Raw genomic sequence first — 25374 nt, 5'->3', positions numbered from 1 at the left:
CGACGTTTGTGACGTTCCCGACGGCGCCCGAACGCACCCTCCGATATCCGTTTGCGCTCGAGTGGAAGTATGGAGGCCGTGAGCACTCCAGAACCCGCCCGTCCCCGCCGGCCGCATCGCGCTCTCGAGCAGTCCACCAAGCTGCAGAACGTGCTGTACGAGATCCGCGGGCCGGTACACGCGCACGCGGCGCGGCTGGAGGCGGAGGGGCACCGGATCCTCAAGCTCAACATCGGCAACCCGGCGCCGTTCGGCTTCGAGGCCCCCGACGTGATCATGCGCGACATGATCGCGGCTCTGCCTTACGCGCAGGGTTATTCGGAGTCGAAGGGCATCCTCTCGGCGCGCCGTGCGATCGTCACGCGCTACGAGCTGGTGCCCGGGTTCCCGGAGCTGGATGTCGACGACATCTACCTGGGCAACGGCGTCTCCGAGCTCATCACGATGACGATGCAGGCCCTGCTCGACGACGGCGACGAGGTGCTCATCCCCGCGCCGGACTACCCGCTGTGGACGGCCATGACGAGCCTGTCCGGCGGCACACCGGTGCACTACCTGTGTGACGAGCAGAACGACTGGAACCCGGACATCGCGGACATAGAGTCCAAGATCACCGACAAGACCAAGGCGCTGCTGGTCATCAACCCGAACAACCCGACGGGCGCGGTGTACTCGGCGGAGGTCCTCACACAGCTCGTCGACCTGGCCCGCAGGCACCAGCTGCTGCTGCTGGCGGACGAGATCTACGACAAGATCCTCTACGACGACGCCAAGCACATCTCGTTGGCCACGCTCGCCCCCGATCTGCTCTGTCTGACGTTCAACGGGCTGTCGAAGGCGTACCGCGTCGCCGGCTACCGCTCGGGCTGGGTCGCGATCACCGGACCCAAGGAACACGCGGCCGGCTTCCTCGAGGGCCTGGACCTGCTCGCGTCGACGCGCCTGTGCCCCAACGTCCCCGGTCAGCACGCGATCCAGGTGGCGCTCGGCGGGCACCAGAGCATCGAGGATCTGATCCTGCCGGGCGGGCGTCTGCTCGAGCAGCGCGACGTCGCGTTCGAGCGGCTCAACATGATCCCCGGCGTCTCGTGCGTGAAGCCGCGCGGTGCGCTGTACGCGTTCCCGCGCCTCGACCCCAACGTGTACGAGATCCACGACGACGAGAAGCTGGTCCAGGACCTGCTGCTGCAGGAGAAGATCCTGATGGTCCAGGGCACCGGCTTCAACTGGCCGAACCACGACCACCTGCGCATCGTCACGCTGCCGTGGGCGCGTGACCTCGCGGTGGCGATCGAGCGGTTCGGCAACTTCCTGTCGAGCTACAAGCAGTAACAGCCGCGCCGCACGTCCCGTCCGGGCCCGATCCCGGGCGGGAGGTCCGCAGCGTTTCGTTACACGCTGACACGACACGAAAAAACGACCCCCCAATACTGCAGGATTGCTGCGGTATAGGTAGATTGACCGATTGGCACCCTCGGGTGCCCGTAAGCGCCTCGTCTTGCCCCCTCCCCCCCTGGGCGACGAGGTACCGGTGGCGGGGACGACCCCCCCTGCTCCCCGCCACCGACGCTTACCGACGTCCTCGCTAGCCTGGTGCGGTGCGGAGACGAATTCGATGACCCCCGAACTGTTCTCCCGTCGTGAGCGGAGTCCCGACCGTGGCCACGGACACGGGCATGGGCACGGGCACTTCGACGGCCCGGCCCCAGTCGGGCCGACCGCGGCGCGCGTAGTCGTCGGCCTGCTCGCCGCCATCGCGATCGCCGTCGTCGCCGGGGCCGTCCTCCTGTGGCCGAACAAACAACAGATCGACATCCCACTGCCCTTCCAGAACGCGGGCGGCGGCGCCGTGACCACGGAAGCCGGCACCGTCGTCGCGCAGGACATCGCACCGTGCGGCAGCCCGTCCGCCGGTCGGGCGTTCCCGGGTGATCCCGCCCCGGCACCGGACGTGGGCGCCGGGTTCGACTGTCACCGCAGCGTGGTGACGATCGACTCCGGCCCCCACGCCGGCACCCGCACGCTCCTCGAGATCGTGCCCGGACCCGGGCAACCGAATCTGAGTGTGGGCGAACACCTCCGCCTGGTGCGACAGACGGATTCGTCGGGTGCGCCGATCTATTCGTTCAACGACTACGCCCGGGGTTTCCCGCTGCTCCTGATCGTCGCCGCGTTCGTCGTCGCGATCGTCGCGGTCGCGCGATGGCGGGGCGTGCGCGCGCTGCTGGGCCTGGGTATCGCGTTCGGCGTCCTGGTGGTGTTCACCCTCCCGGCACTGCTCGACGGCAAACCTGCCATGCCGGTGGCCCTCGTATCGGGGGCCGCGATCCTGTTCGCGGTGCTCTACCTGGCCCACGGGGTGAACCTGCGGACGAGTTCCGCCCTGCTCGGCACGCTCGCATCCATGCTCGTCGCGGCGGTGCTCTCGGTGATCGCGATTCGGATGACGCACCTGACCGGTCTCTCGGAGCAGCAGAACGCCGACGTCCAGGCCTACATCCAGCACGTGAGTATCACCGGGCTCCTGCTGGCCGGCTTCATCATCGGATCGCTGGGCGTCCTCAACGACGTCACGATCACACAGGCCTCCGCCGCGTTCGAGATCGCGTCGATGGACGAATCTGCCACGCGACGAACCATCTTCGCGTCGGCGATGCGGGTCGGACGCGACCACATCGCGAGTACCGTCTACACGCTCGTGCTCGCGTACGCCGGTGGCGCGCTCCCCCTGCTACTGCTCTTCAGCGTGGCCGGCGGCTCGATGGGGGACGTGCTGACGGGTGACGCCGTCGCGATCGAGATCGTCCGCTCGTCGGTGGGCGGCATCGCGCTCGCCCTCTCGGTGCCGCTCACGACCGCGATCGCGGCGCTACTCGCTCGCCCGCGCAGCGCGGCGAGCCCATCCGAACGACGCCGCGGCGGACGCCACGCACGCTGACCGTCGAGCGTCAGAGCCCCGGGATCTGCGGGATCGGCGGCAGCGGCAACGATTCGAGCGGCGGTAGCGCATCGAGCGGGGGAAGCGGCGGCAGGTTCGGCAGCCCGGTGAGGGCGTCGAGCACGGTCCCCAGCGGATCCGGAGCCGGTTGCGTGGACGGGCTCTGCCGGGGTGCGCCGTTCGCAACCGGCCGACTGCCGGCCGGCGGCGCGAGGAGCGGCGCCTCCACCGGGAGGGATTCGGGAGTAGCCACCGGGCTCGACGGAGGCGCCGACGGCGGTGCACTCGCGATCGTCACCGAGGAGGTCACCGGCTTGCCCGCCGATTCGTCCGGCGCGGACCCGAAAAGGGTTCTGCCGTAGCCCAGCCCGAAACCGATGACGGCGAGGAGGGCGAGCATTACCCCGGCCGCCCCGGCGCTGCGCACCTGACGGCGGGACACGGCGCGGCGAGAGCCGCGGCGACGCGCGCCGGGTCGGTGCCCTGTCCGTCGATGCGCTGTCGGTCGCAGCGACGACTCCGCCGGGGCCTGGGCGCTGCTCGCGACCATCGCGGCGCCCGACGCCGCCGACAACTCGGGGTCCTCCGGCACGACGACGGGAAGCCCCGCCAGGTCGGCCACGCGCTCGCGGATCGCAGCGGCGGTGGCCCCGCCGCCGACGAGTACCACCGCGTCGGCGCCGCACCCCGTCTGCGTCAGCAGTTCGTCGGCGAGGTCGACCACTCCCTCGATTTCCGCGACGCACAGGGCGGTCCGCTCGGTGGCGCGGACGGTGCCGGACTCCACGTCGACGACGCTCACCGTCGATCCCGCGTACCCCAGGTCGAGCACCACGACGGCACCCAGCCCGGACAGCAACCCGGTCGCGGCCAACTGCTCGAGAACGGCGGACAGCTCAGGGATCAGCCGGTAGTCGGCGACGCCCTCGCGCCGCATCGCGGCGTCCAAGGCGGCGGCCTGCGACTCGTCGGTGTAGGCGATGGCGACGGCGTCCGCCGAACCGGGGTCCTCGTCGCCCGCCAGCAGCACGCCGACCGCTTCCGCAGCCAGCTTCTCCGGGTCGTGGTCGCCCACGACGAGCGTCCGGCACTCGCGCAGACCGGCAGCGCTGTGGGCACCGGGCGACGGGCGGCGCACGATCCGGACGAACCCGGATCCCACCGACACTCCCAGAACCCCACCCATGAGCCGCCTTCGATCCGGACACCCGCTCGTCCGATCGACCCGAATGAGCGCTCAACTTGACGAGCCGATCCTATACGGCCGCACCTACACTCGTTTCATGAAACTGCTGTTCGTCTGCACCGGCAACATCTGCCGTTCCCCCACCGCGGAGAGACTCGCCGCGGCCTGGGCGGACCACCACGGCGTCGCCGAACTCGAAGCCACCAGCGCGGGCACTCGCGCGATGATCGGTTCACCGATGGAATCGACTGCAGCGAAGGTTCTTTCCTCTCTGGGCGGCAACTCCGACGGCTTCGCCGGACGGCAGCTCACACCCGCAATCGTGGGAGAGGCCGATCTGATCCTCGCCATGACGCAAACGCATCGCGATGCGGTACTGCGGCTGGCGCCCCGGCAACTGCGACGCACCTTCACGCTTCTCGAGGCCGCGCATCTCGTGACGGCCGGCGGAGCGCGTGCCGTCGCGGAGCTCGATGCGGCGCGGGCCGTCGCACCGCGGCTAGGCAGCCCCGACACGGACGTCCGCGACCCGATCAAGCGGAGTGAGTCCGTTTTCGAGGAGGTCGGTGAGCAGATCGCCGAGGCCGTGGTGACCGTACTGGATGGCCTGCACCCCAGGTGATCGATCCGTAGAACGATACGGGTCCGGCCGCACCTCGAGCTTCTGCTCGTGATGCGGCCGGACCTGCGCGAAATGTACTGCTCGGTCAGCGAACCGGTTCGCTCCACTTACCCGGGCCATGCCCCGGAGAGGCGTCGGCCGGGACGGCGGGTGCCGACGCGACGGGAGTGCTTCCCGGCTTCGGCGCGGGTGCGTCGGAGTCGTAGTAGTACTTGTATTCGTACGCGTTCTCGCCCTTGGTCGGCGTCATCGTGAAGATGGTGCCCAGCACGTTCGCGCCCGCACTGCGCAGGTTGCCCACCGCGCGCGCAACCTGGTCGCGCTTGGTCTTGCCGTACCGGACGGCGATGAGGGCGCCGTCCACCTTGGCCGCGATGACGGCCGCGTCCGTGACCGGAAGCAGTGGCGAGGCGTCGACCACCACATAGTCGAAACGCGCCTTCAGATCGGTGAACAGTGTCGTCGCGTGGCTCGAGCCCAGCAGCTCGCTCGGGTTGGGCGGGATGGCGCCCGACGCGAGGACGGTCAGGTTCGGGAACGACGTGGCCTGGAGAACGTCGTCGAGCTCCGCCTGGCCCGAAAGCACGGTGCTGACACCGACCGAATCGATCAGACCGAGGTACTTGGAGATGCGGGGGCGGCGCAGGTCGCCCTCGACCAGAGCGACGGAGTAGCCCGCCTCCGCCAGCGCAAGGCACAGGTTGATGGCAGTCGTGGTCTTGCCCTCGGACGGGAGGGAGCTGGTGACCGCGATGACGCGGGGCGGGTTGTCGACCTCGAGGAACTGCAGGTTGGTTCGAAGCTCGCGGAACGCCTCGGCGCTGCCGGAGTAGCCGTCCTGGAAGGCGATGGCCGCCTTCTGCTCGCGCTCCTTGTCGAACGGCACGTTGCCGACGACGCCGGCTCCGACGAGTTCGTCGAGGACCTGTCGGCTCTTGACGGTGTTGTCCAGTCGGTCGCGGAGCACGGCGAGTCCGAGCCCGGCCAGCAGACCGACGGCGAAGCCGAGAGCGAGGTTGCGCTTGGTCTTCGGGCTCACCGGCGAGGTCGGAGTGGAAGCGTGTTGTTCGACGACAACGCGAGCGGTGGGGGGACGATTCGGATCGAAGGTCTCGAGCTCGGCGGCCATGACCACGAACTCGTCCGACAGCGCGTTGACGATGTCGCGGGCGCGCTCGGGTGACGAATCCTGGACGCTGGCGTCGATGAGGACCGTGTCCGGTGCCGAGGTGGCCTTGACCTGGGCTGCGACGTCATTCGCACTGACACCGGTGAGTCCCAGACGGTCGATCGTTCGCTGCGCCAGCGTCGTTCCGGTCAGCAGTTTGGTGTACGACGCCACGCGCTGCTGCGAGAAGAGGTTGCCCTGATACACCTCGTTGACCGACGCGGCGGAGGATGTGGACACGAACAACCGCGTCGACGCCTGATACATCGGGGTCGACATCAGTGATGCGACGAGAGCCCCCAGCACCCCGACAACCGTTGCGAGCGCGATGATTCGCCAACGTTGCTGCAAGATCCGTAGATAGTCCTGTACTTCCATTTCCCCGTCCTTACTTGCTTTCAACGCTTCCAACACCCTGTGTACGCATTCGCGTCATCAGGTTTCGCCCGCCGAATCGACGAGAACAGTCGAGACCCGTGCCAGTGTCGCCGGGCTCGTCATGTCCGAGTGGGTGCACGGTACCTCGACCGACGTCACCTGCCCGGTCACGTGACGCGCCCAGCCTGCGACGCTCCGGCGGCGCGCCTCGTCCTCGTGCGCCGCCACGAACACCACTACGTCTCCTCGATAGATCCCGGTCCGATGCACGTGGGCCGCGGCCTCGAGTGCTTCGCCGACTTCGACGATCCGGCGGACCTCATCGGGGGCGAGGACGCCGAGCTCGGTGTCCTCGAACCGTTCGTCCCGCTGATCGTCCCATGCATCCCCGATCGGCGTCGGTACCGAGTCCGAGGGATGAGAATCGAGGAGAACCACGCTGCCGACGTCGGCTCCGGCGGCACGCAGCTGAATCGCCATCTCGTGAGCGATGTTTCCGCCGAGCGACCATCCGAGGAGGTGGTACGGCCCGTCCGGTTGCACCGAGCGGATCTGCTCGACGTAGTCGTGTGCGAGATCGACGAGCGAACCCGGGGTTGCGGCACCGGTCGCCTGCAAGCCGTACAGGGGCCGGTCACCGAGATGCTCGGCGAGTCCTGCGTAGCACCAGGCGAGGCCGCTGACCGGGTGCACGCAGAACAGCGGCGGGCCGGCCGGCACCTCGGGGCGATTGAGCGGCACGAGGGTGGCGAGCGGATCGGCCACGTCGACGTCGTGTTCGATGCGGGCAGCGAGGCCCGCAACAGTCGGGTCGGTGAACAGCCATGCGAGCGCCACGTCGCGGCCGAGTTCGGTGCGCAGGCGCGCGACCACCCGTACCGCACCCATCGACGTCCCGCCGAGGTCGAAGAAGCCGGTCTCGCGGGGCACGAACCCGTGCCCGGTCACGGCGGCGAAGACGGCGGCGATCCGCCGCTCCAGATCCGTTCGCGGTGGCGTGCCCGACACGGGGTCGTCGGCGATGACGGGTGCGGGCAGCGCGGATCGGTCGATCTTGCCGGACGTGGTCCGCGGCATCCGTTCGACCACCTGCACGGCGGCGGGCACGAGGTGGCGCGGCAGTGATCGCGCCGCGCGCTCGCGCAGCCGGGCCGCGTCGGGGTGCCGACCCGGGGCGGCCTCCACGAAAGTCACGAGAACGGGTTCGGCTTCGGATCCGGTGTGTGCCACCGTGACCGAGGTTCGGACGTCGGGGTCGGCGCCGATCACGGCGTCGATCTCCGCGGGTTCGACGCGGACTCCGTGGATCTGGACCTGGTGGTCGCCGCGACCGACGTATTCGAGCGCGCCGTCCCGCCGCCTCCGGACGAGGTCTCCGGTCCGGTACAGCCGTGCGCCGGCGTCGCCACGAGGGTCGGCGACGAATCGGGTCGCGGTGAGGCCGGGCAGGTTCCGGTATCCGCGGGCCAGCCCTGGGCCACCGAGATACAGCTCCCCCACCACCCCGATCGGGACGGGATGGAGTCGCGGGTCGAGGACCTCGGTCCGGACGCCCGCGAGTGGGGTGCCGATCGTGACGTCACCGGCCCGCAACACCTGGCTGACGGTCGCCCCCACCGTGCCCTCGGTGGGGCCGTACCCGTTGTGCAGCCGGTGACCCGCCCACGCGCGAGCGAGCGGAGCCGGCAGCACCTCCCCCGCTGCCACCACCGTGAGGGTGTCCGGCAGTGCGTCCGGGTCGAGCGTGCCCAACACGGTGGGGGTGAGATTGACGTGCGTGATCGCGTGTTCGATCAGCAGGGACGCCAGATCGTCTCCGGCGTAGGAGAACTCTGGTGCACACACGAGCGTTCCACCGTGTGCGTGCGCGGCGAGCAGTTCGAACACAGCGGCGTCGAACGTGGGCGACGCGGCCTGGAGGACGCGAGAATCTCGGGTGAGGCCAAGTCTTCGGCTCTGCAGATCGACGAGCGCCGCGAGTCCGCGATGCGTCACCTCGACCCCCTTGGGGGTGCCGGTGCTGCCGGAGGTGAACAGCACGTAGGCCAGGTCGTCCGGCGTCGTGCACGCGGCGGACCGACGCAAGGATCGATCACGGGTACTGCTGCGCAGCAGGGCCTTACGCTCTTCCGGCAGGCTCGGGTCGATCGGTACCCACGCAGCGCCGAGCCGGGTGACGGCCCACACCTCGACGATCCAGTCCGCTCCGCGGATCGCGTCCACCGGAACCAGGTCGCCCACTCCGATGCCCTGTGCACGCAGCTCGTCGGCACGCGCGGCGGAGCGTGCATCGAGCTCGGCATAGGTCCACCGTTCGCTTCCCGTCTGCAGAGCGATCCGCTGCGGGTGGGCACGGGTCGTGTCGGCGAGGATCGCCGCGAGCGTTCGCGACGGCGGCGCCGGCACCAGTTCCGATGCGGGCGCCGGAAGGGGCAGATCACCCACCGAGGTCGCGGGAGCGGCGACGACCGCGTCCAGCAGCGCGACCCAATCGGCCAGCAGCTGGACCGCCGTCGAGCGGTCGAACAGGTCCGTGGCGTACACGAGCCGCACGTCGATGCCCTTGGCGTCGAACGCTTCCCGGACGTCGAAAGCCAGGTCGAACTGGGCGACGGGCTCGGCTGCGTGAAGTTCGTGGACGCGCACACCGGTGAGTGTCGGCGTCGTCTCGACGCCGACGGTGTGGGCGAGGAGCACCTGGAACAACGGGTGATGGGCCGGATCGCGAGTCGGGGCGATGCGCGCGACGACGTCGTCGAACGGCACGTCGGCGTGAGCGAAGGCGGCCAGGTCGGTCCCGCGCACCCGGCCGAGCAGGCCCTCGAACGACTCGCTCGGGTCGACCGGGGCACGCAGCACCAGAGTGCCGACGAACATGCCGACGAGCGACGCCAGCCGGGGGTCCGGTCGCCCCGCCACGACGGTGCCGACTGCGATGTCGGTGCGCCCCGAGTACCGCGCGAGCAGCACGGAAAGCGCGGCATGCAGCACCATGAAGACGGTGACGTCGTGGGTGCGGGCGAACGCGGCCAGAGCGGCATGGGTGGGGGCGGGGAGGGAGTGCTCCACGGCCCCGCCCCGGTACGACGGACGCGGTGGCCGCGGCCGATCGGTGGGCATCGGCAGCGGGGTGTCCGGCAGCCCGTCCAGCGCGCGTACCCAGTACTCCAGCTGCCGACCGCCCACCGCTAGTGGGTCGGTGAGATCGCCGATGCGTTCCACTTGCCAGCGGGCGAAGTCTCGGTATTGCAGGGCGAGGGGTGCCGGGTCCGGGGCGGCACCGGCGACCCGCGCTGCGTAGGCCGCCCCGAGATCGGCGAGTAGCGGCGCGACGGACGCGCCGTCCACGGCGATGTGGTGCGCGACCACCACGAGCACCCATTCCGCGTCTGCCGTGCGAATCAGCTCGACCCGCAGCGGCGGTCGCGTCGTCAGGTCGAACGGCCGACGGAGCAGTGCGGCAATCCGGGTCTCGAGCGCGTCGGGGTCGGCCGGCTCCACCCGCAATTCGACTTGCTCGACGGGAACGACGCGCTGGGTGTCCGCATCGGGAAACACGGTGCGAAGGATCTCGTGCCTGGTAACGACGTCTCGGAGTGCGGAAGCGAGCGCGACCGTGTCGACATCGCCGCCGAGCCGCAGCACGACGGGCATCGTGTACACCGATCGCGCGGGATCCGCCTGATGCAGCAGCCACAGCCGACGTTGCGCGGGCGCCATGGGCGCGGTGTCGTCGGTGCCGGGCACGAGTGCCGGTCCGGTCTCGCCGGGGTGATCCGACGCGGTGAGCAGCGCAGCAAGAGTGGGCGCCTCGAGGATCGCGCGCGGGATCACGGTACGCGAGAGCGCCACACTCAACCGGGCCGCGACCTCGACGGCGGCAAGCGAGTGCCCACCGGCCGCGAAGAAGCTCGTGTCGACGTCGACGGCGGAGCCGAGAACGTCGCCGACGATGTCGGCGAGCAGCTGCTCGCGGCTGGTCAGCGCACGCGTCATCGCGCGGGGCGCCGACTCGGCGGCGAGTGCGGCCAGGGCCACCGCGTCGACCTTGCCGTTGATGGTGGTGGGGATGGTGTCGAGCACGTGCACCCGTGTCGGGACGGCCGCGGCGGGCTGCTCCTGGGCGACGGCGGCGAGCAGCGCCGGGACGTCGGGGACGCCGTCACCGCTGCCGGTGACGAAAGCGACGAGGGTGCTGTTCCACGGGATCACGGCGGCCTGCCCGACGGCGGGCACGCGGCTGAGGACCGCCTCGACGTGGCCCGGCTCGACTCGCACTCCGCGCACCTTCACCTGCCGGTCGGTGCGGCCCAGGTAGATCAGCCGCCCGTCGGCGTGACGACGGACCCGGTCGCCGGTGCGGTACATCCGCTCGCCGTCCGGTGCGGCGACGAAGCTCGCCGCCGTGAGCGCCGGGGCGCCCAGGTAGCCGCGGGCGAGGCCGTCACCGGACAGGTACAGCTCGCCGACGCCGCCGAGGGGCACCGGCCGCAGCCGGCCGTCGAGCACACGAATCGTGTTGCCGGGAATCGGATCTCCGAGCCCGGTACGCCCGTCGACCTCGGTGAGCGTCGCGACCACGGTCGCTTCGGTGGGCCCGTACGCGTCGATCATGAGCCGGTTGCGTCGCCAGCGGTCCGCCACGTGCGGGGCCAGTGCCTCGCCGCCGCTTGCCACGACCCGCAACGCGTCCAGGCCGGTGTCGTCGACGGTCGCGAGCACCGCCGGGGTGGACAGGAAGTGGGTGACGGCCTGCTCGCGGAGCAGGGTGTGCAGGGCGGGGCCGGCGAACACGTCGGGCGGCGCGATCACGAGTGCGGCGCCCCCGGTGTGTGCGAGCAGGATCTCGAGGATCGCGGCGTCGAAAGCCGGGTCGTAGCCGTGCAGGACGCGGTCGCCTGCCGAGACCCGGTAGCGCCGTCGGCCTTCGGCAGCGAGCGCGGCCAGTCCGCGATGGGTGACACCGACGGTCTTGGGAGTGCCGGTGGAGCCGGAGGTGGTGATGACGTAGGCGAGAGCGTCGACGGACGCGGTCCGGGACGGGTGGGCGGCGCGTACCGTTCGGGCACCGAATGCGGCGCCGGTCTTGGTGACGGCCCACAGCATCCGGATCCGGTCGAGCGAGCGAACCGGGGCGATCCCGACGACATCGTCCGTGCCGTAGCCGTGGTCACGGATCAGCGCGGCCGCCAGTGCGTCCGACTGCTCGTCGAGTTCGCGATACGTGAGACACGAGGCACCGTCGACGACGGCGACCTGCTCCGGGTGCGCAGCGGCGGCGGCCCGCAGCAGATCCGCCAGCAGCCGAGGCGTCTCGCGGGGTTCGACCACCCGCGCGCCGTCGAGCGACAGTGGCAGGTCCTGCACGGCCGTCTGGGGACTCTCGGCGACGGCACTGAGCGCGGCGCTTACGTGCGTGGCCAGGCCGTTCGCGGTCGCGGCGTCGAAGAGCGAGGCGTCGTAGGTGAGAACGCCGTCGATTCCACCGTCCTCGGATGTCGACAGGGTGAACTGCAGATCGAAACGCGCGGCAGCGGTCTCGACTTCGCGTGCGGACACCTCCAACTCCCCCACCCGGAGCACCGGAGGCGTGAAGTCCTGGAAGGCGAGCGCCACCTGCGGGATCCGGCCACCGGCGAGAGGCAGGACCTCCTCGAGCGGGACACTGGCGTGATCGAAGGCCGCGACGTCGAAGTCCCGAACCTGGGCGAGCAACCCGGACAGCGGCATGTCGGGCTCCACTCGCGCCCGCAGTACCAGGGTGTCGAGGAACAGACCCACGAGCGGTTCGAGTTGCGGGAAGCGGCGGCTCGAGATCACGGTGGCGATCCCGATGTCGCCGTGGCCGCCGAGCCGGGCCAGTACCGCGGCGAGGACGGCGTGCACCACCATGAATTCGGTAGCGTGATGTGCGTGGGCCACCGCGGTGAGGGCGCGGGCGGCGGCGGGAGCGATCGTGAAACTCACCGACTCGGCGACACCGGGCGCCCTGTCGCCCACCGTGTCGCTCGGCAGCACCGCGGGATCGAAATCCGCCAGCTCGCGTCGCCAATGCTCCAGCGCATCGGCCGGCACCTCCCGGACACGATCCCATGCCGCATAGTCCGCATACTGCAGCGGAAGCGGCTCCCAGCCGGGCGCAGTGCCGGCGAGACGCGCCCGGTAGGCGGCACCGAGATCGCGTACCAGCACGGCGACCGATCCCCCGTCTGCGACGAGGTGGTCGACCGACACGTCGAGGATGTGCCGGTCCGGAGCGAGCGAATGCAATTGCGCCGCAAAGGCCTCCGAACCCACCGGGTCGATGGTGAGATGCGGGCCGGCATCGTCCGTCTCGACCCGGCTGCGCAGCACATCGTGGCGGGCGACAACGTCCGCAACGGCGGCGTGCAGGGCGTCGACGTCGAGCCGGCCGTCGAGCCGCACCTCGGCGCGCAGCCGGTAGGCCTCGGCGGCGCCGGTGCTGCGCAGAGCCCACAGACGAGCCTGCGCACGGCTGAGCGGGATCCGGAACGGCCGTGCCCCCGCGACCGGACCCTGGTCCGAGGCAGCGACGTCGGGCTCGTCGAGCGCCGCGGCCAGCCCGGCCACCGTGGGGTCGGCGAACAGCAGTCGCAACGGCACGTCGAATCCGAGGCGCTCGCGCAGGCGGCCCACGAGGGTGGTGGCGAGCAGCGAATCGCCTCCCGCGACGAAGAAGTCGTCGGTGCGCCCGACGTCGCGGCCGAGCACCGTGGAGAACACGTCCGCGACCAGCCGTTCGGTGGCGGTGACGGGTTCGGTGCCCACGTGGTTCTCGGGTGCGGGTAGCGCGCGCGTGTCGATCTTGCCGTTCGTGGTGAGCGGAAGGGCCGCCATCGGCACGATCACCGTCGGCACCAGGTAGGACGGCAGGCTGTGGGTGAGCGCTCGTCGTAGGGCCGCGGCGTCGACCGACGCCGGCACCACGTACGACACGAGAGTCGTCGTGCCGGCCTCGTTCTCCCTGGCCACGGTCGCCGCCTGGTCCACGCCGGTGCAGCGCGTGAGTGCGGCGTCGATCTCGGCCGGTTCGATGCGGAGGCCGCGGACCTTGACCTGGTCGTCGTTGCGCCCACGGAAGTCGAGCACGCCTCCGTCGGGTCCGTCCAGCCACCGGACGAGGTCGCCGGTGCGGTACCAGCGCCGTCCGTCCGGTGCGGCGACGAACCGTTCCGCGGTGCGGGCCGGGCTGCCGATGTACCCGGCGGACATCCGGTGCCCGGCCAGGTACAGCTCTCCGGTCACGCCGGTGGGGACCGGCTGCAGGCGGGCGTCCAGTACCAGGGCCTCCACACCGCGGGCGGGGGTGCCGATGGTCGCGGGTAGGTCCGGCCGCAGGGCCCGAGAGTACGTCGCGAACACCGTCGACTCGGCCGGGCCGTAACCGTTGTACAGCCGCCGGCCCGGGGCCCAGCGTGCGACGAGTTCGGGCGGCACGCGCTCGCCGCCGAGCATGACCGTCTCGAGGTCCGGCAGCGCGCGCGGCGGGACCGTCGCCAGCGCGGACGGCGTCAGGCACGCGTGGGTGACCCGCTCACGCTCGAGTAGGCGGGCCAATTCTTCTCCGCCGTAGGCATTCTCGGGTGCAACGACGAGGCACGCTCCGGATCCGGCGGCCACCAGCAGCTCCAGCAGGGCCGCGTCGAACCCGGGGGAGGCGAGGGCGAGCATGCGCGAGCGGGGTCCGGCTGTGTACACCTCGCGCAAGTCCTGCGCGAGCGCGCCCAGCCCGCGTGCTGTGAGGACGATGCCCTTGGGGACGCCCGTGGTGCCGGAGGTGAAGACGATGTACGCCGGGTGGTCGGGGTGCACCGGCATGTCGGTGAGCTGCCGGACCTCGTCGATCGAGTCGACGGCCGCGACGTCGAGCCACTGCGTCCCGGCCGGCAGATCCGCGATGTGGTCGCCCGTGCTCACGCCGATCACGGCGCCGGACGCCGCGAGCATCCCGGCGAGACGCGACGACGGGTGCGCCGGATCGAGCATGACCGGGGCGGCGCCGGTACGGGCGATGGCCCACACGGCGATCACCGCGTCCAGCGAACGCGGCAACGCGCAGGCGACGGTCGTTCCGGGCAGTGCGCCCCGGGAACGAAGTACCGATGCCAGGGCCTCGGCCCGCGTGACGAGGTCCGGGTATCCGAGGGTGATCTCTCCGGCGCGGACGGCCTCCCCGGATCCGCCGAGTCGGGCACCTTCGGCCAGCAGTGTCCACAGCGACGCCGGGTGGCTCTCACCGCCGCGGGCGGGCACCAGGGCGGTTCGCTCGGTATCGGTCAGCAGATCGATGCGCCCCACCTCGACGGCGGGATCGCCCACGACCTCGTCGAGGATTCCGGTGAAGCGGGCCGCGAACCCCGCGATGGTCGACGCGTCGTACAGGGCGCGCTGGTAGGTGAACTCGAGGTCGATCGAGTCGGCGGTCTCGGTGACGGTCAACTGCAGGTCGAACGGTACCGAATCGTGCGGTGCGGCCGCCGCGGACACCGCGAGGCCGGGCAGATCGAGGGCGGGGAGCGCCGGCCGCCGCATCGACAACGCGACCTGGAAGAGCGGGTGGTGAGACGAATCACGAACCGGGGCAAGGCGTTCGACGATGGTCTCGAACGGGGTGCGGGCGTGCGTGTATGCGGCGATGTCACGGTCGCGGACGTGCGCGAGGAGATCACCGAAGGACGCATCCGCCGCGACCCGGGTACGCAGCACCAGCGTGGCGGCGAACATGCCCACCACGTCGTCCAGTCGCGGGTCGCCTCGGCCCGCGACCACGGTGCCCACCGGAATGTCGTCGGACGCGTTGTGCCGGGCCAGCACCGCAGCCAGCACCGCGTGCAGCACCATGAATGTCGTGGCGCGGCCACTCCGCGCGGTCTCGCGCACTCCGTGGACCTGTTGTGCGTTCAGCGTGATCCGAACACTTTCGGCGCGCGAGTCGCCGCCGGTCGGCCGCGGGCGATCGTGCGGGAGGGTCGACTGCTCGGGCAGACCGGCGAGGACGTCGAGCCAGGTCTGCAGGTCGTCTTCCGCGCAGTCCGCCTGCCACGCCGCGTAGTCGACGTACTGCACGGGCAAGGGATCCCACTGCGGCGCACGGCCTGCCAGCCGGGCCCGGTACGCGTCCGCGGTGTCGCGCAGCATCGGGGTCAGCGACCATTCGTCGGCCGCGATGTGGTGGACCACCAGCACCAGCACATAATGCCGGGCACCGGTTCGGTACAGGCGGAGCCGAACCGGCGGCTCGGACTCCAGCGCGAAGGGTGCCGCGGCGAACGCGCGCACGTAGTCGTCCAGTGCAGTGCCGGGTACCGCGATCGGGCTCACGTCGATCTCCGGTACGTCGACGACCACCTGGACCGGGCCCGAGTCGTCGGACGGGTACACGGTCCGCAGTGTGCGGTGTCGCTCGAGAACGTCGCGGAGCGCGCCGCCGAGTGCGGCCACGTCGAGGTCGCCGTGCAGGTGCAGCACGAACGGCAGGTTGTGCGTGGCGGATTCGGGAGCGAGACGGTGCAGGAACCACAGGCGCCGCTGCGCGGGCGAGAGCGGGCCGCGCATGCGCAACCCGTCGGATGCCGGCAGTGGCCGGTGGTCGCGTGGCGCGCCCACCCGCTCCTCGACCAGTCGCGCGAGATCCGCCACGACGGCCGACTCGAACACGTCCCGCACGCTCACGTCGGCCCCGGTGAGCGCGGCGACCCGCCCGGCCAGCTGCGTCGCGAGCAACGAGTTGCCGCCGAGGTCGAAGAAGTCGTCGTCGGACCCGATGCCCTGGAGTCCGAGAAGTTCCCGGTAGGCGTCGGCCACCAGGTCGTCGAGCGCACCGCGCGGGGCCGCGCCGAGTCGATCGACGGGTGTGGCCTCCGGCAGCGCGGCGACGTCCAGCTTGCCGTTGACGGTCCGCGGCAGGGCAGGCAACTCCACCAGCGCGGTGGGAACCATGTAGTCGGGCAGCACGCGGCGCAGATCGCGGATCAGCCGAGCCGCGTCGAAGCCGGTGGCCGGTTCGGGTCCGTTGTCCCGGACCACGTATGCCACCAACCGGTCGTCGCGGACGAGCACCGCCGCCGCCGTCACCTCGGGCAGCCGGGTGAGTGCCGCGCGCACCTCTCCCGGTTCGATGCGGTGGCCGCGTAGCTGCAGCTGATCGTCGGAGCGTCCACGGTACTCGAGCCCTCCGTCGCCCCGCAGCCGGGCGAGGTCACCGGTGCGGTAGACGATTTCACCGTTCGGGGCGGCCACGAAGCGCTGTGCCGTCAGTCCGGGACGGTCCCGGTAGCCGCGGGCCACCTGCGGGCCCGCGACGTAGATCTCACCCACCGCGCCGGGCAGCACCGGCCGCAGCGCCCCGTCGAGCAGGTGCAGCACCGTTCCGGGCAGGGGGACACCGATGTCGTTGGTGCGGAGTGCATTCCGATCGAAGACGGCCCGGGTGAGATGGACGGTGGTCTCGGTGATGCCGAACATGTTGACGGCGACGACGGCGGGGTGCCGGTCGAGCCAACCGCGTACACGGGCTGCGTCGACCGGTTCGCCGCCGAAGATCAGTGTCCGCACGGACAGGTCGTCGGGGTCGCCGTCCACGTCCGCCAACTGTCCGAACGCGGTCGGGGTCTGGTTGAGCACCGTTACCTGCTCGCGAACGAGCAGTGCCCGGAAGTCGTCGGGGCTACGGGCCACCGAGTGGTCGACCACGACCACCCGTCCGCCGGTGGTGAGCGGACCCCAGATCTCCCAGACCGAGAAGTCGAATGCCGGCGAGTGGAACATCGTCCACACGTCGTCGGGACCGAAACCGAAGTCGGCACGTGTGTTCGCCAGCAGCGCCGCCACGTTCGCGTGGGTGACCACGACGCCCTTGGGCGTTCCGGTGGATCCGCTGGTGTAGACGATGTAGGCAGCGCGGCCGGGATTTCCGGCGGCATCGAGGGACGGCAGGTCCGGTGCCACCTCACGGCCCGGCACCACGGTCGGCACCGGTGCGGTGAATCCGTCGTGGCACACGACGCACGCGGGTCGTCCCTCGGCAAGCAGCGCCGCCACGCGGTCCGCCGGTTGCGTGATGTCCAGCGGTAGGTACGCGGCGCCGGTGCGGACGATCGCGAGCATCGCGACGACGAGGTCCACCGACCGCGGCAGCGCGATCGCGACGACGTCCTCGGCGCGGACCCCGCGTCGGACCAGTTCCCCGGCGAGGCTGCGGGATCGGAGGTCGAGCTCCGCGTAGCTGAGGCGTTCGTCTCCGGCCACGACGGCGATAGCGTCCGGGCGTTCGTCGACGTGCCGCGCGAACTGATCTGCGAGCGACGGCGCAGCGCCTGTCCGCGGCTCCGCGGCGGGCGCAGCGGCCGGCACCGGGTCGATTCGGGCCACGTCGAGCGTGGGATCGTCGGTGACGAGCTCGAGGATCCGCACGAACCAGTGCGCCCACCGCTCGGCCGTCTCGTGATCGAACAGGTTGCGCGCGTAGGTGAAAACACCGTCGAAACCGGCCGGGCAGTCCCCCGGATCCCGATCACGGACGGCCACCTGGAGATCGAATCGGCTACGGCTCGTGTCGATCTCGCGCCCGTCGACGCGCAGACCGCCGAGTTCGAGTTCGGCGGGGACGATGTCGTCGTACGAGAACATCACCTGGAAAAGCGGATGGTGGGCACCGGAGCGTGAGGATTCCAGGGCGGCAACGACCTCGTCGAAGGGCAGGTCGGCGTGGCTGAACGCCGCCAGATCGGCCCGTCGCACGTGAGTGAGCAGTTCGGCGAACGACGATCGCGCGTCCACCCCGGTCCGCAGGACGACGGTGTTCACGAACATGCCCACCGCGTCGTCGATGTCCTGATATCCGCGGCCCGAGACCGGGGTGCCGATGCTGACGTCCCCGCTGCCGGACAGCTTGGCCAGCAGGACCGCGAGTGCGGCGTGAAGCACCATGAACGGCGTCACGTCGTATTCCTGCGCAACCTTTTCCACTGCCAGATGCAGATCGGTGGAGATCGTGAAGGCTGCTGTGCCCGCGGCGGCCGGTTCGGCGTCGACGGTCCGGGGCCGGTCGGTGGGCAGGGCCGGCGCCGAGGTCGCGCCGGCGAGGGCCGATCGCCAGTGCGCCAGGTCGCGGTGCGCGCGACTGCTGGGATCGTCCGGATCGCCGAGCAACGCCCGATGCCGGCGCGCGTGGTCGGTGAACATGACGACCGGTGCGGTCCAGTGCGGGGCGTGCCCGCCGAGGCGGGCCCGGTATGCGCAGTCGAGGTCGCGGGCGAGCGGCGGAATCGACAGGCCGTCCACCGCGATGTGGTGCGCCACGACGACGAGGGTGTGACGGTCGTCCGCGGTCCGGTACAGCCGAACCCGGATGGGTCGCTCGGTGGTCAGGTCGAACGGCTGGGATGCCGCCGCGGACTCGGCGGCGGCGACCGCGTCGGCCGAGGCGTCCTCCACCACGAGGTCGTCTTCGGCGGGCAGCACCACCTGCACGGGCCCGTCGGGTGTCTCGGGGAAGACGGTGCGCAGCACGGCGTGCCGGTCGAGGACGTCGAGGAGGGCGGCGCGCAACGCAGCCGCGTCCAGATGCCCGTCCAGGTCGACGGCGAACGCGACGTTGTCGGCGCTGCTCGGCCGGGTGCGGCCGAGCAGCCACATCCGCTGCTGCGCGGGGGCCAGCGGCGCCGGTCCCGGTTCGCCACTGCCGACCGGGGGAATCGGGCCGTCCGCCTCGCGTCCGCCGAGCAGTGCCGCCAGGCCCGCGACGGTGGGGTGCTCGAACACGTCGCGCACGTCGACGTGTCGGCCTTGGGCGGCGCGCAGCCGTGCCGCGAACCGGGCCGCGAGCAGGGAGTTGCCGCCGAACGCGAAGAAGTCGGTGTCGGGACCCACCGCCGGCAGCGACAGCAGGTCCGCGGCGATCCGGCCGACCAGTTCCTCGAGCGGGCCGCGCAGCACGGCACCCTCGGGCACGGGCCGGACCGGGAGGGGCAGCGCGGAGCGGCGGACCTTGCCGGTGGACGTGAGCGGCAGCTCGTCGAGCACCGTGACGGTGGTCGGAACCAGGTTGCGCGGCAGCCGGGCGGCGGCGTGGCGGCGCACGTCGTCGGCGTCGAGCACGGTCCGGCCGTGGACGTACGCGGCGAGCCCGTCGCCGTGTGCGAGGACGACCGCGGTGTCCACCGCGGGGTGGGTGGCGAGTACCGCCTCCACCTCACCGGGTTCCACTCGGTATCCGCGGATCTTGACCTGGTCGTCGGCGCGGGCGACGAATTCCAGCTGCCCGTCGCCGCGCCGGCGCACGAGGTCGCCGGTGCGGTACATGCGACCGGGCCCGAGCACCGATGCCACGAACCGCTCCGCGGTGTGTCCGGCCTGCCCGACGTAGCCGCGGGCCAGTCCCGGTCCGGCGAGGTACAGCTCGCCCACCACGCCGTCGGCGACCGGACGCAGGCGGGCGTCGAGGACTGCCGCGATCGTGCCGTCGACGGGGTCGCCGATGGGCGGGACGCCGGAGGTGCACAGCGGACGGCTGACGGTCGCGATGACGGTGGTTTCGGTGGGGCCGTACAGGTTCAGGACCGTGCGGCCCGCGCTGTCCCAGCGCGCCGCGAGGTCGGCCGACCAGGCCTCGCCGCCGAACCCCACCACCCGGAGCGTGTCGAGCCCGGCCGGATCCAGTTGCGCCGGGACGGCGGGCGTCGAGAACCAATGGGTGACGCGTCGGGCCCGGACGAACTCGGCGAGGTCGTCGCCGTAGGTGTCGGGGGGCGCGATCACCAGGGTGGCGCCGGCGCCGAACGCGAGCAGGTACTCGAGGACCGCGCCGTCGAAGGCCGGTGAGGCGGCGTGCAGCACCCGCGCCTCGGCGTCCACCGAGAAACTGCGTCGGAGGGTGGTCGCGACCGCGGCCAGCCCGCGATGCGTCACGACGACGCCCTTGGGGGTGCCGGTGGAGCCGGAGGTGAAGACGATGTAGGCCGGGTTGTCGGGATGCGGAACAATCGGCGCCGCAAACGTTTCGGTACCGGCTTCGACGATCGGGTCGATCCGCAGCACTCCCGCGGGGAGGGGTACGTCGGGACCCGCGACCACGTGGCGAACACCCGCCTGGGCGAGGATCGCGTGCAGCCGTGCAACGGGCTGCGCGGGATCGACCGGGACGAACGTGGCGCCGGTGAACGAGACGGCCAGTGCTGCCGTGACCGATTCGACGGATCGGGGCACCAGCACCCCCACTGCGGTCGCCGGGCCCACTCCCACGGCCGACAGCCGGGAAGCGAGTGCCGCCACCCGCGGGCGGACGTCGAGCTCCCGACCCAGCGAGTCGGTCGTCCGCAGCGGTCCGGACAGGATCTCCGGCAGCGTCCGGACGTCCGGCGCGGGGTTAGGTAGGGGCGGCAGCGTGCCGGCGGCGAGGTCGGCGACGCGCGCTTCGCGGTCGGCGGCGACTGCCCGGAGGGCGCGCTGCAGAAGCGTGCGCCAGCCGGCGACGGTGGCGTGGTCGAACAGTGCCGTGTCGTACGTCAGGTGGCCGGCGAGGCCGCCCCCGGGGACCTCTCGGACCGTGAGCTCGAGCGGGAACCGGGCCTGCGCGACAGGCAGTTCCCGTCCGCTCACCGCGAGCTCGGGCAGCTCGACGTCGGGGTCGGTGAAGCTCTCGTACGACAGCATCAGCTGCAGGGGCGACTCCGCCAGTCCCGCTCCGTCGAGGATCTGTTCGAACGGGGTTTCGGCGTGCGCGAACGCGTCCACGTCGGCGATGCGCACCGCAGCGACCAGGTCGCCGAAGCTCTGCTCCGCCTGGATCCGGGTACGCAGTGCGACGGTGCCGACGAACATGCCGACGAGCGCATCGAGTGCGGGATCGGTGCGGCCCGAGGTGGCGACGCCCACGACGGTGTCGGGGTGGCCGGTGACGGCGGCGACGACCGCAGCGACGGCGGCGTGCAGGACCATGAACGTGGTTGCGTCGTGCTCGCGGGCGAGGCGGACGAGCGCGTGACGGGTGTCGGTATCCACGTCGAAGCTCACCCGGGCCGGGATGCCGGCGGTACCGGTGCGGGGGCGGCCCGTGGGGAGTGCCGGGATATCGGCGACGTCGGCGAGAGTTGCCCGCCAGTAATCGAGTTCGCGCTCGGTCACGCTCATCTCGGCCGACGCCGAGGCCGGCGAACGCAGCACCGCGTGGTGCCAGCGCGCGTAGTCGGAGTACTGCAGCGGCAGCGCTTCCCACGCGGGTGCGCGGCCGGCCTGCCGCGCGACGTAGGCGGCGGTGAGGTCGCGCAGCAACGGCTGGAACGACAGCCCGTCCATCGCGATGTGGTGCGCGACCACGACGAGTACGTGGTGGTCGACGGCGCGGCGGTGGAGCCTGAACCGGATCATCCGGCCGGTCCCGAGGTCGAACGGCGCGGCCACGAAGGCCGCGATGTCCCCGTCCGACGCCTCATCCGAATCGGTTTGCACTACAGCGAGTTCCGGGAACACCTCGTCGACCGTCCGCACCACCAGACGCGGACCCTCACGGCCGTCACGGATGGCGGTGCGCAGCACGGCGTGCCGGTCCAGGACGTCACGCAGGGCGACACCGAGTGCGGACACTGAGAGCGCGCCGCGGAGCTCGACGGCGAACGCCACGTGGTAGGCCGCGCTGGTCGTCCACGCCCGGTTGTGCAGCCACAGGCGGTGCTGCGCCGGGGCGAGCGGGGCGTCCTCGGCCGTGGAACGGGTGAGCGCCGGCCGGTCGCCGCGGCCGGTCACCACCGCGGCGAGGTCGGCGACCGTCCGCTGCATGAACACGTCCCGCACCGGCACCTGTCGGCCGAGCCCCGCGGAGATCCGGGCCACCAGTTGGGTGGCGGTGAGCGAATTGCCGCCGAGGGCGAAGAAGTCCGACGTCGCATCGACGTGGTCGACTCCGAGGACGTCGCGGACGGCGTCGGCGACGAGCATCTCGACAGGACCGTACGGGGCGCGACCGGCGTCGGTGCCCGTGTTGTCGGGCGGCGTGGAGTTGGAGGCGAGCGCGACGCGGTCCACCTTGCCGGACGGTGTCAACGGCAGCTCGCCGTGCACCACCACGGTGTCGGGAATCATGTGGTGCGGCAGCCGCGTGGTGAGCCAGCCGCGTACCGCACCGGGCGCCGGCACATCGCCCTGCACGTGTGCGATCAGACGATCGTCTGCGAGTGTCACTGCAGCCGAGTCGATTCCGGGATATTCGGTGAGCGCGTACTCGACGTCGCCCAGTTCGATCCGGACGCCGCGGATCTGCACCTGCCGGTCGGTGCGGCCGACGTACTCGAGCTGCCCGTCACCGTTCCAGCGGACCAGGTCGCCGGTGCGGTACATCCGCCCGGGACCGAGAGTGGAGGCGACGAACCGCTCCGCGGTGAGCGCGGGACGGTCGGCGTAACCGCGCGCGAGCGCCGGTCCGGCGACGTACAGTTCGCCCACCGATCCAGGCGGCACCGGACGCAGGCGTCGGTCCAGCACCGCTACCGCTGCGCCGTCGACGGGCCGGCCGATCGGCACCGCGGGAACCCCGTCCACGCCGTCGGCGTCGAGCGGCGCGCTCACCGTCGCGAGGATCGTCGTCTCGGTGGGTCCGTAGGCGTTGATCATGGTGCGGCCGCGGGCCCAACGGGCGGCCACGGCCGGCGGCAGCACATCGCCGCCGGAATCGAGCATCGCCAGCGCGGGCAGCGCGTCGGACGGCGTCACCGCGAGCACCGCGGGGGCCGCCACGAAATGCGTAACCTTCTCGGCGGCGAGCAGCACAGCCAGGTCGTCACCGGCGACGACGTCCGGCGGCGCCACGACCAGGGTGGCTCCGGCGTCGGCGGCGAGCAGAATCTCCTGCAGCGCGGCGTCGAAGGTGGGCGACGCGAGGTGGATCACCCGCGAATCCGCCGTGGCCGCGTACCGCGACCCCAGGGTCGCGAGCAGCGGCGCCAGGCCTCGATGGCTCACCACGACGCCCTTCGGCAGACCGGTGGACCCGGAGGTGTGCACAATCCACGCCGGGTGGTCCGGATGCAGAGGGCGGACGCGATCGGCGTCGGTGACCGGCGCGCCGGACCAGCCGTCGTGGGCGACGTCGATCCGGGTGACGTGCCGCGGCAGGACGGCGTCGGCGGCCGGGTCGGCGATCACGATCGCGACACCGGCGAGATGCTGGGCCAGTCGATGTTCCGGGAGCGCCGGGTCGACCGGCACGTACGCGGCGCCAGTCTTGGCGACCGCCCACAGTGCGAGAACCGATTCGGCCGAGCGCGCCAGCATCACCGCCACCCGGTCCTCCGGACCGCAGCCGAGGGCGATCAGGCGCCTGGCCAGCGCCGACGAGCTCGAGTCGAGGGCGGTGTAGGTGGTCTCGACGTCGCCGCCGCGGACCGCGGTCCGACTCGACGACGCCTGCCGCGTCAGCACATCGGGCAGCAGTACCGGCTGGGCCGGGACGGCAGCGCCCATGGCCGGGGCGAGCCCGGTCAGCTCGTCGGGGGTCCCCAGCGGCAGGTTCTCGACGCGTCGGGTCCGGTCCGCGGCGAAGGCGGTGAGGTAGTCGAGGAATCGCCGATGGTGGCGCCGCAGCGAGCGTTCGCTGTAGCGCACGGGATTGGCCTCGAGGTCCACGCGCAGCCCGCCACCTGCCGATCCGGGGTACACGGTGAGCGAGAGGTCGTCGATGGGTCCTGTGGACAGCACCGTCATCTCCCCGACGACGTCACCGAACTGCAGATCCCGCGCGAAAGCCATGACGTTGACGACGGGGCCGAACACTCCCCCAATGCTGCCGCGGCCGTCGCCGTCGGGCAGGTCCGCCAGCATCGCGGCGTAGCTGTAGCGCTGATGGCGCAGCGCTCCGGTCAACTCCAGCTGCACGCGGCGAACCAATGCCTCGACGGTGTCGTCCTGATCGATCCGCACCACGAGGGGGACCACGTTCGACACCGAGCCCGACGTGCGACGGGACGCGGCGGTGGTGCGGGCCGCCACCGGCAGACTCAGGCTCACGGTGTGCGCGCCCGTGGTCCGTGCGAGATACGCGGCGAAGGCGGCGGTGACGACCGCGACGTCCGCGCCGACGTCGGCGCCGAGGACCTCTCCGACGCGTCGGGACGGGACCGACAGCGGTCCGGGGCGATCGGCCAACGAGACCGACGCGGGAAGGTCCGCGAGCCGCGACTGCCAGTGGGCGCGGTCGATCGCTTCCCGGCTGCTGCCCGTGTATGCGGCGTCCTGAGCCGCCAGCTCCTGCAGCGGGATCGCACGCAAGGGTGCGGGTTCGGTTCGGCGCGCCCACGCGGAGTAGGTCTGTGCCATCCGATCGACGAGCACGGTCGCGCCGTACCCGTCGAGAACCAGGTGATGGGCGAAGCAGTACAGGTAATGATGGCCGTCTCGCAGCCGGATGAGCGTGGTGCCGGCGAGCCGATCCCGGAACGGGTCGATCGGCCGGTTGGTTCTCTCCGTCATCCAACGGGCGGCCGCTGCTTCCGGATCGTCCTCGTCCGCGAGATCGAGGAAGCCCGGGGCGTCGTCGATGTCGGGGACAACGACCTGTCGCGTCTCGCCGGACTCCTGGACGAGGACGACGACGGCCGACTCCAGTTCGCGAGCCGCACGGTCGCACGCAGCGAGCAACAGCTCCCGATCGAGGGCGCCGCGCAGCTCCACGTACAGCGCTACGACCAGCGGAACTTCGGGATCGAGCTGCTGCGCCAGCAGCAGTGCGCGCTGGGCGGCCGACAGCGCGAAGGGGTGCACAGCCAACCCCCCCTTTGCTCCCGCCGAAAACCTACCGATCAACCCGGTTGCTCCCACGCTCGGCGCGGAGCCTCTACGATCCTGTTGGTCCGGATCCGGGCTGTTCACAACTTACTGTGCCCCATTGAAGCTCACCACTTGGGCGGTCGCCCAATTGAGTTCCGGTTACGCTGACCCGCACACCACAAAAGGGGGATTCGTCTCGTGGCCCAGATCGATTCCGATGGCACCGCTTCGACCTCGCCGGATACCGGGAGCTCACCCGAACTCCGCCGGCGTCGGCGATCCACGCAACCGCGCACTGCTCGAAA

6 protein-coding genes are annotated in these 25374 nt (G+C 71.3%); 3 read left to right on the top strand and 3 right to left on the bottom strand.

What is annotated here, in order from left to right; translation table 11 throughout:
• Positions 1-69: 69 nt before the first annotated feature.
• Both PSS76_RS04315 and PSS76_RS04310 read left to right on the top strand, forming a co-directional pair.
• Complete coding sequence (locus tag PSS76_RS04315) at positions 70-1332, top strand: pyridoxal phosphate-dependent aminotransferase (protein ID WP_005517658.1); 1263 nt, start codon at positions 70-72, stop codon at positions 1330-1332.
• A gap of 283 nt (positions 1333-1615) precedes the next feature.
• Positions 1616-2938, top strand: coding sequence for a YibE/F family protein (locus tag PSS76_RS04310; protein WP_337455902.1), 1323 nt, complete (start codon positions 1616-1618; stop codon positions 2936-2938).
• Positions 2939-2948: 10 nt separating this feature from the next.
• Here PSS76_RS04310 and PSS76_RS04305 read toward each other — a convergent pair whose 3' ends face one another.
• Entirely contained in the window at positions 2949-4124 is a 1176-nt protein-coding gene (locus PSS76_RS04305) for a DUF7159 family protein (protein ID WP_337455901.1), read from the bottom strand.
• 97 nt (positions 4125-4221) lie between these two features.
• On the opposite strand from PSS76_RS04305, the gene PSS76_RS04300 reads away from it, so the two are divergent.
• Complete coding sequence (locus PSS76_RS04300) at positions 4222-4746, top strand: arsenate reductase/protein-tyrosine-phosphatase family protein (protein WP_084922836.1); 525 nt, start codon at positions 4222-4224, stop codon at positions 4744-4746.
• Positions 4747-4831: 85 nt separating this feature from the next.
• Here the strand turns inward: PSS76_RS04300 and PSS76_RS04295 are convergent, their stop codons facing one another.
• The gene (locus PSS76_RS04295) at positions 4832-6292 is read right to left on the bottom strand and encodes a tyrosine-protein kinase domain-containing protein (RefSeq protein ID WP_081205897.1); all 1461 of its coding nucleotides are present in this window, start codon (positions 6290-6292) and stop codon (positions 4832-4834) included.
• A gap of 57 nt (positions 6293-6349) precedes the next feature.
• Positions 6350-25063 (bottom strand): non-ribosomal peptide synthetase, encoded by an 18714-nt coding sequence (locus tag PSS76_RS04290; protein ID WP_337456140.1) that lies wholly within the window; start codon positions 25061-25063, stop codon positions 6350-6352.
• Positions 25064-25374 lie beyond the last annotated feature (311 nt).

The organism is Prescottella sp. D32, assembly GCF_037287305.1.
Classification (GTDB): domain Bacteria; phylum Actinomycetota; class Actinomycetes; order Mycobacteriales; family Mycobacteriaceae; genus Prescottella; species Prescottella equi.
The sequence above is the reverse complement of the archived record's forward strand: the minus strand, read 5'-3'. Positions and strand labels throughout refer to the sequence as shown.

Bases quoted from the DNA above. Each gene is read 5' to 3' on its own strand.
- PSS76_RS04295 (WP_081205897.1), bottom strand. From the start codon at position 6,292: ATGGAAGTACAGGACTATCTACGGATCTTGCAGCAACGTTGGCGAATC.
- PSS76_RS04315 (WP_005517658.1), top strand. From the start codon at position 70: ATGGAGGCCGTGAGCACTCCAGAACCCGCCCGTCCCCGCCGGCCGCAT.
- PSS76_RS04300 (WP_084922836.1), top strand. From the start codon at position 4,222: ATGAAACTGCTGTTCGTCTGCACCGGCAACATCTGCCGTTCCCCCACC.
- PSS76_RS04310 (WP_337455902.1), top strand. From the start codon at position 1,616: ATGACCCCCGAACTGTTCTCCCGTCGTGAGCGGAGTCCCGACCGTGGC.
- PSS76_RS04305 (WP_337455901.1), bottom strand. From the start codon at position 4,124: ATGGGTGGGGTTCTGGGAGTGTCGGTGGGATCCGGGTTCGTCCGGATC.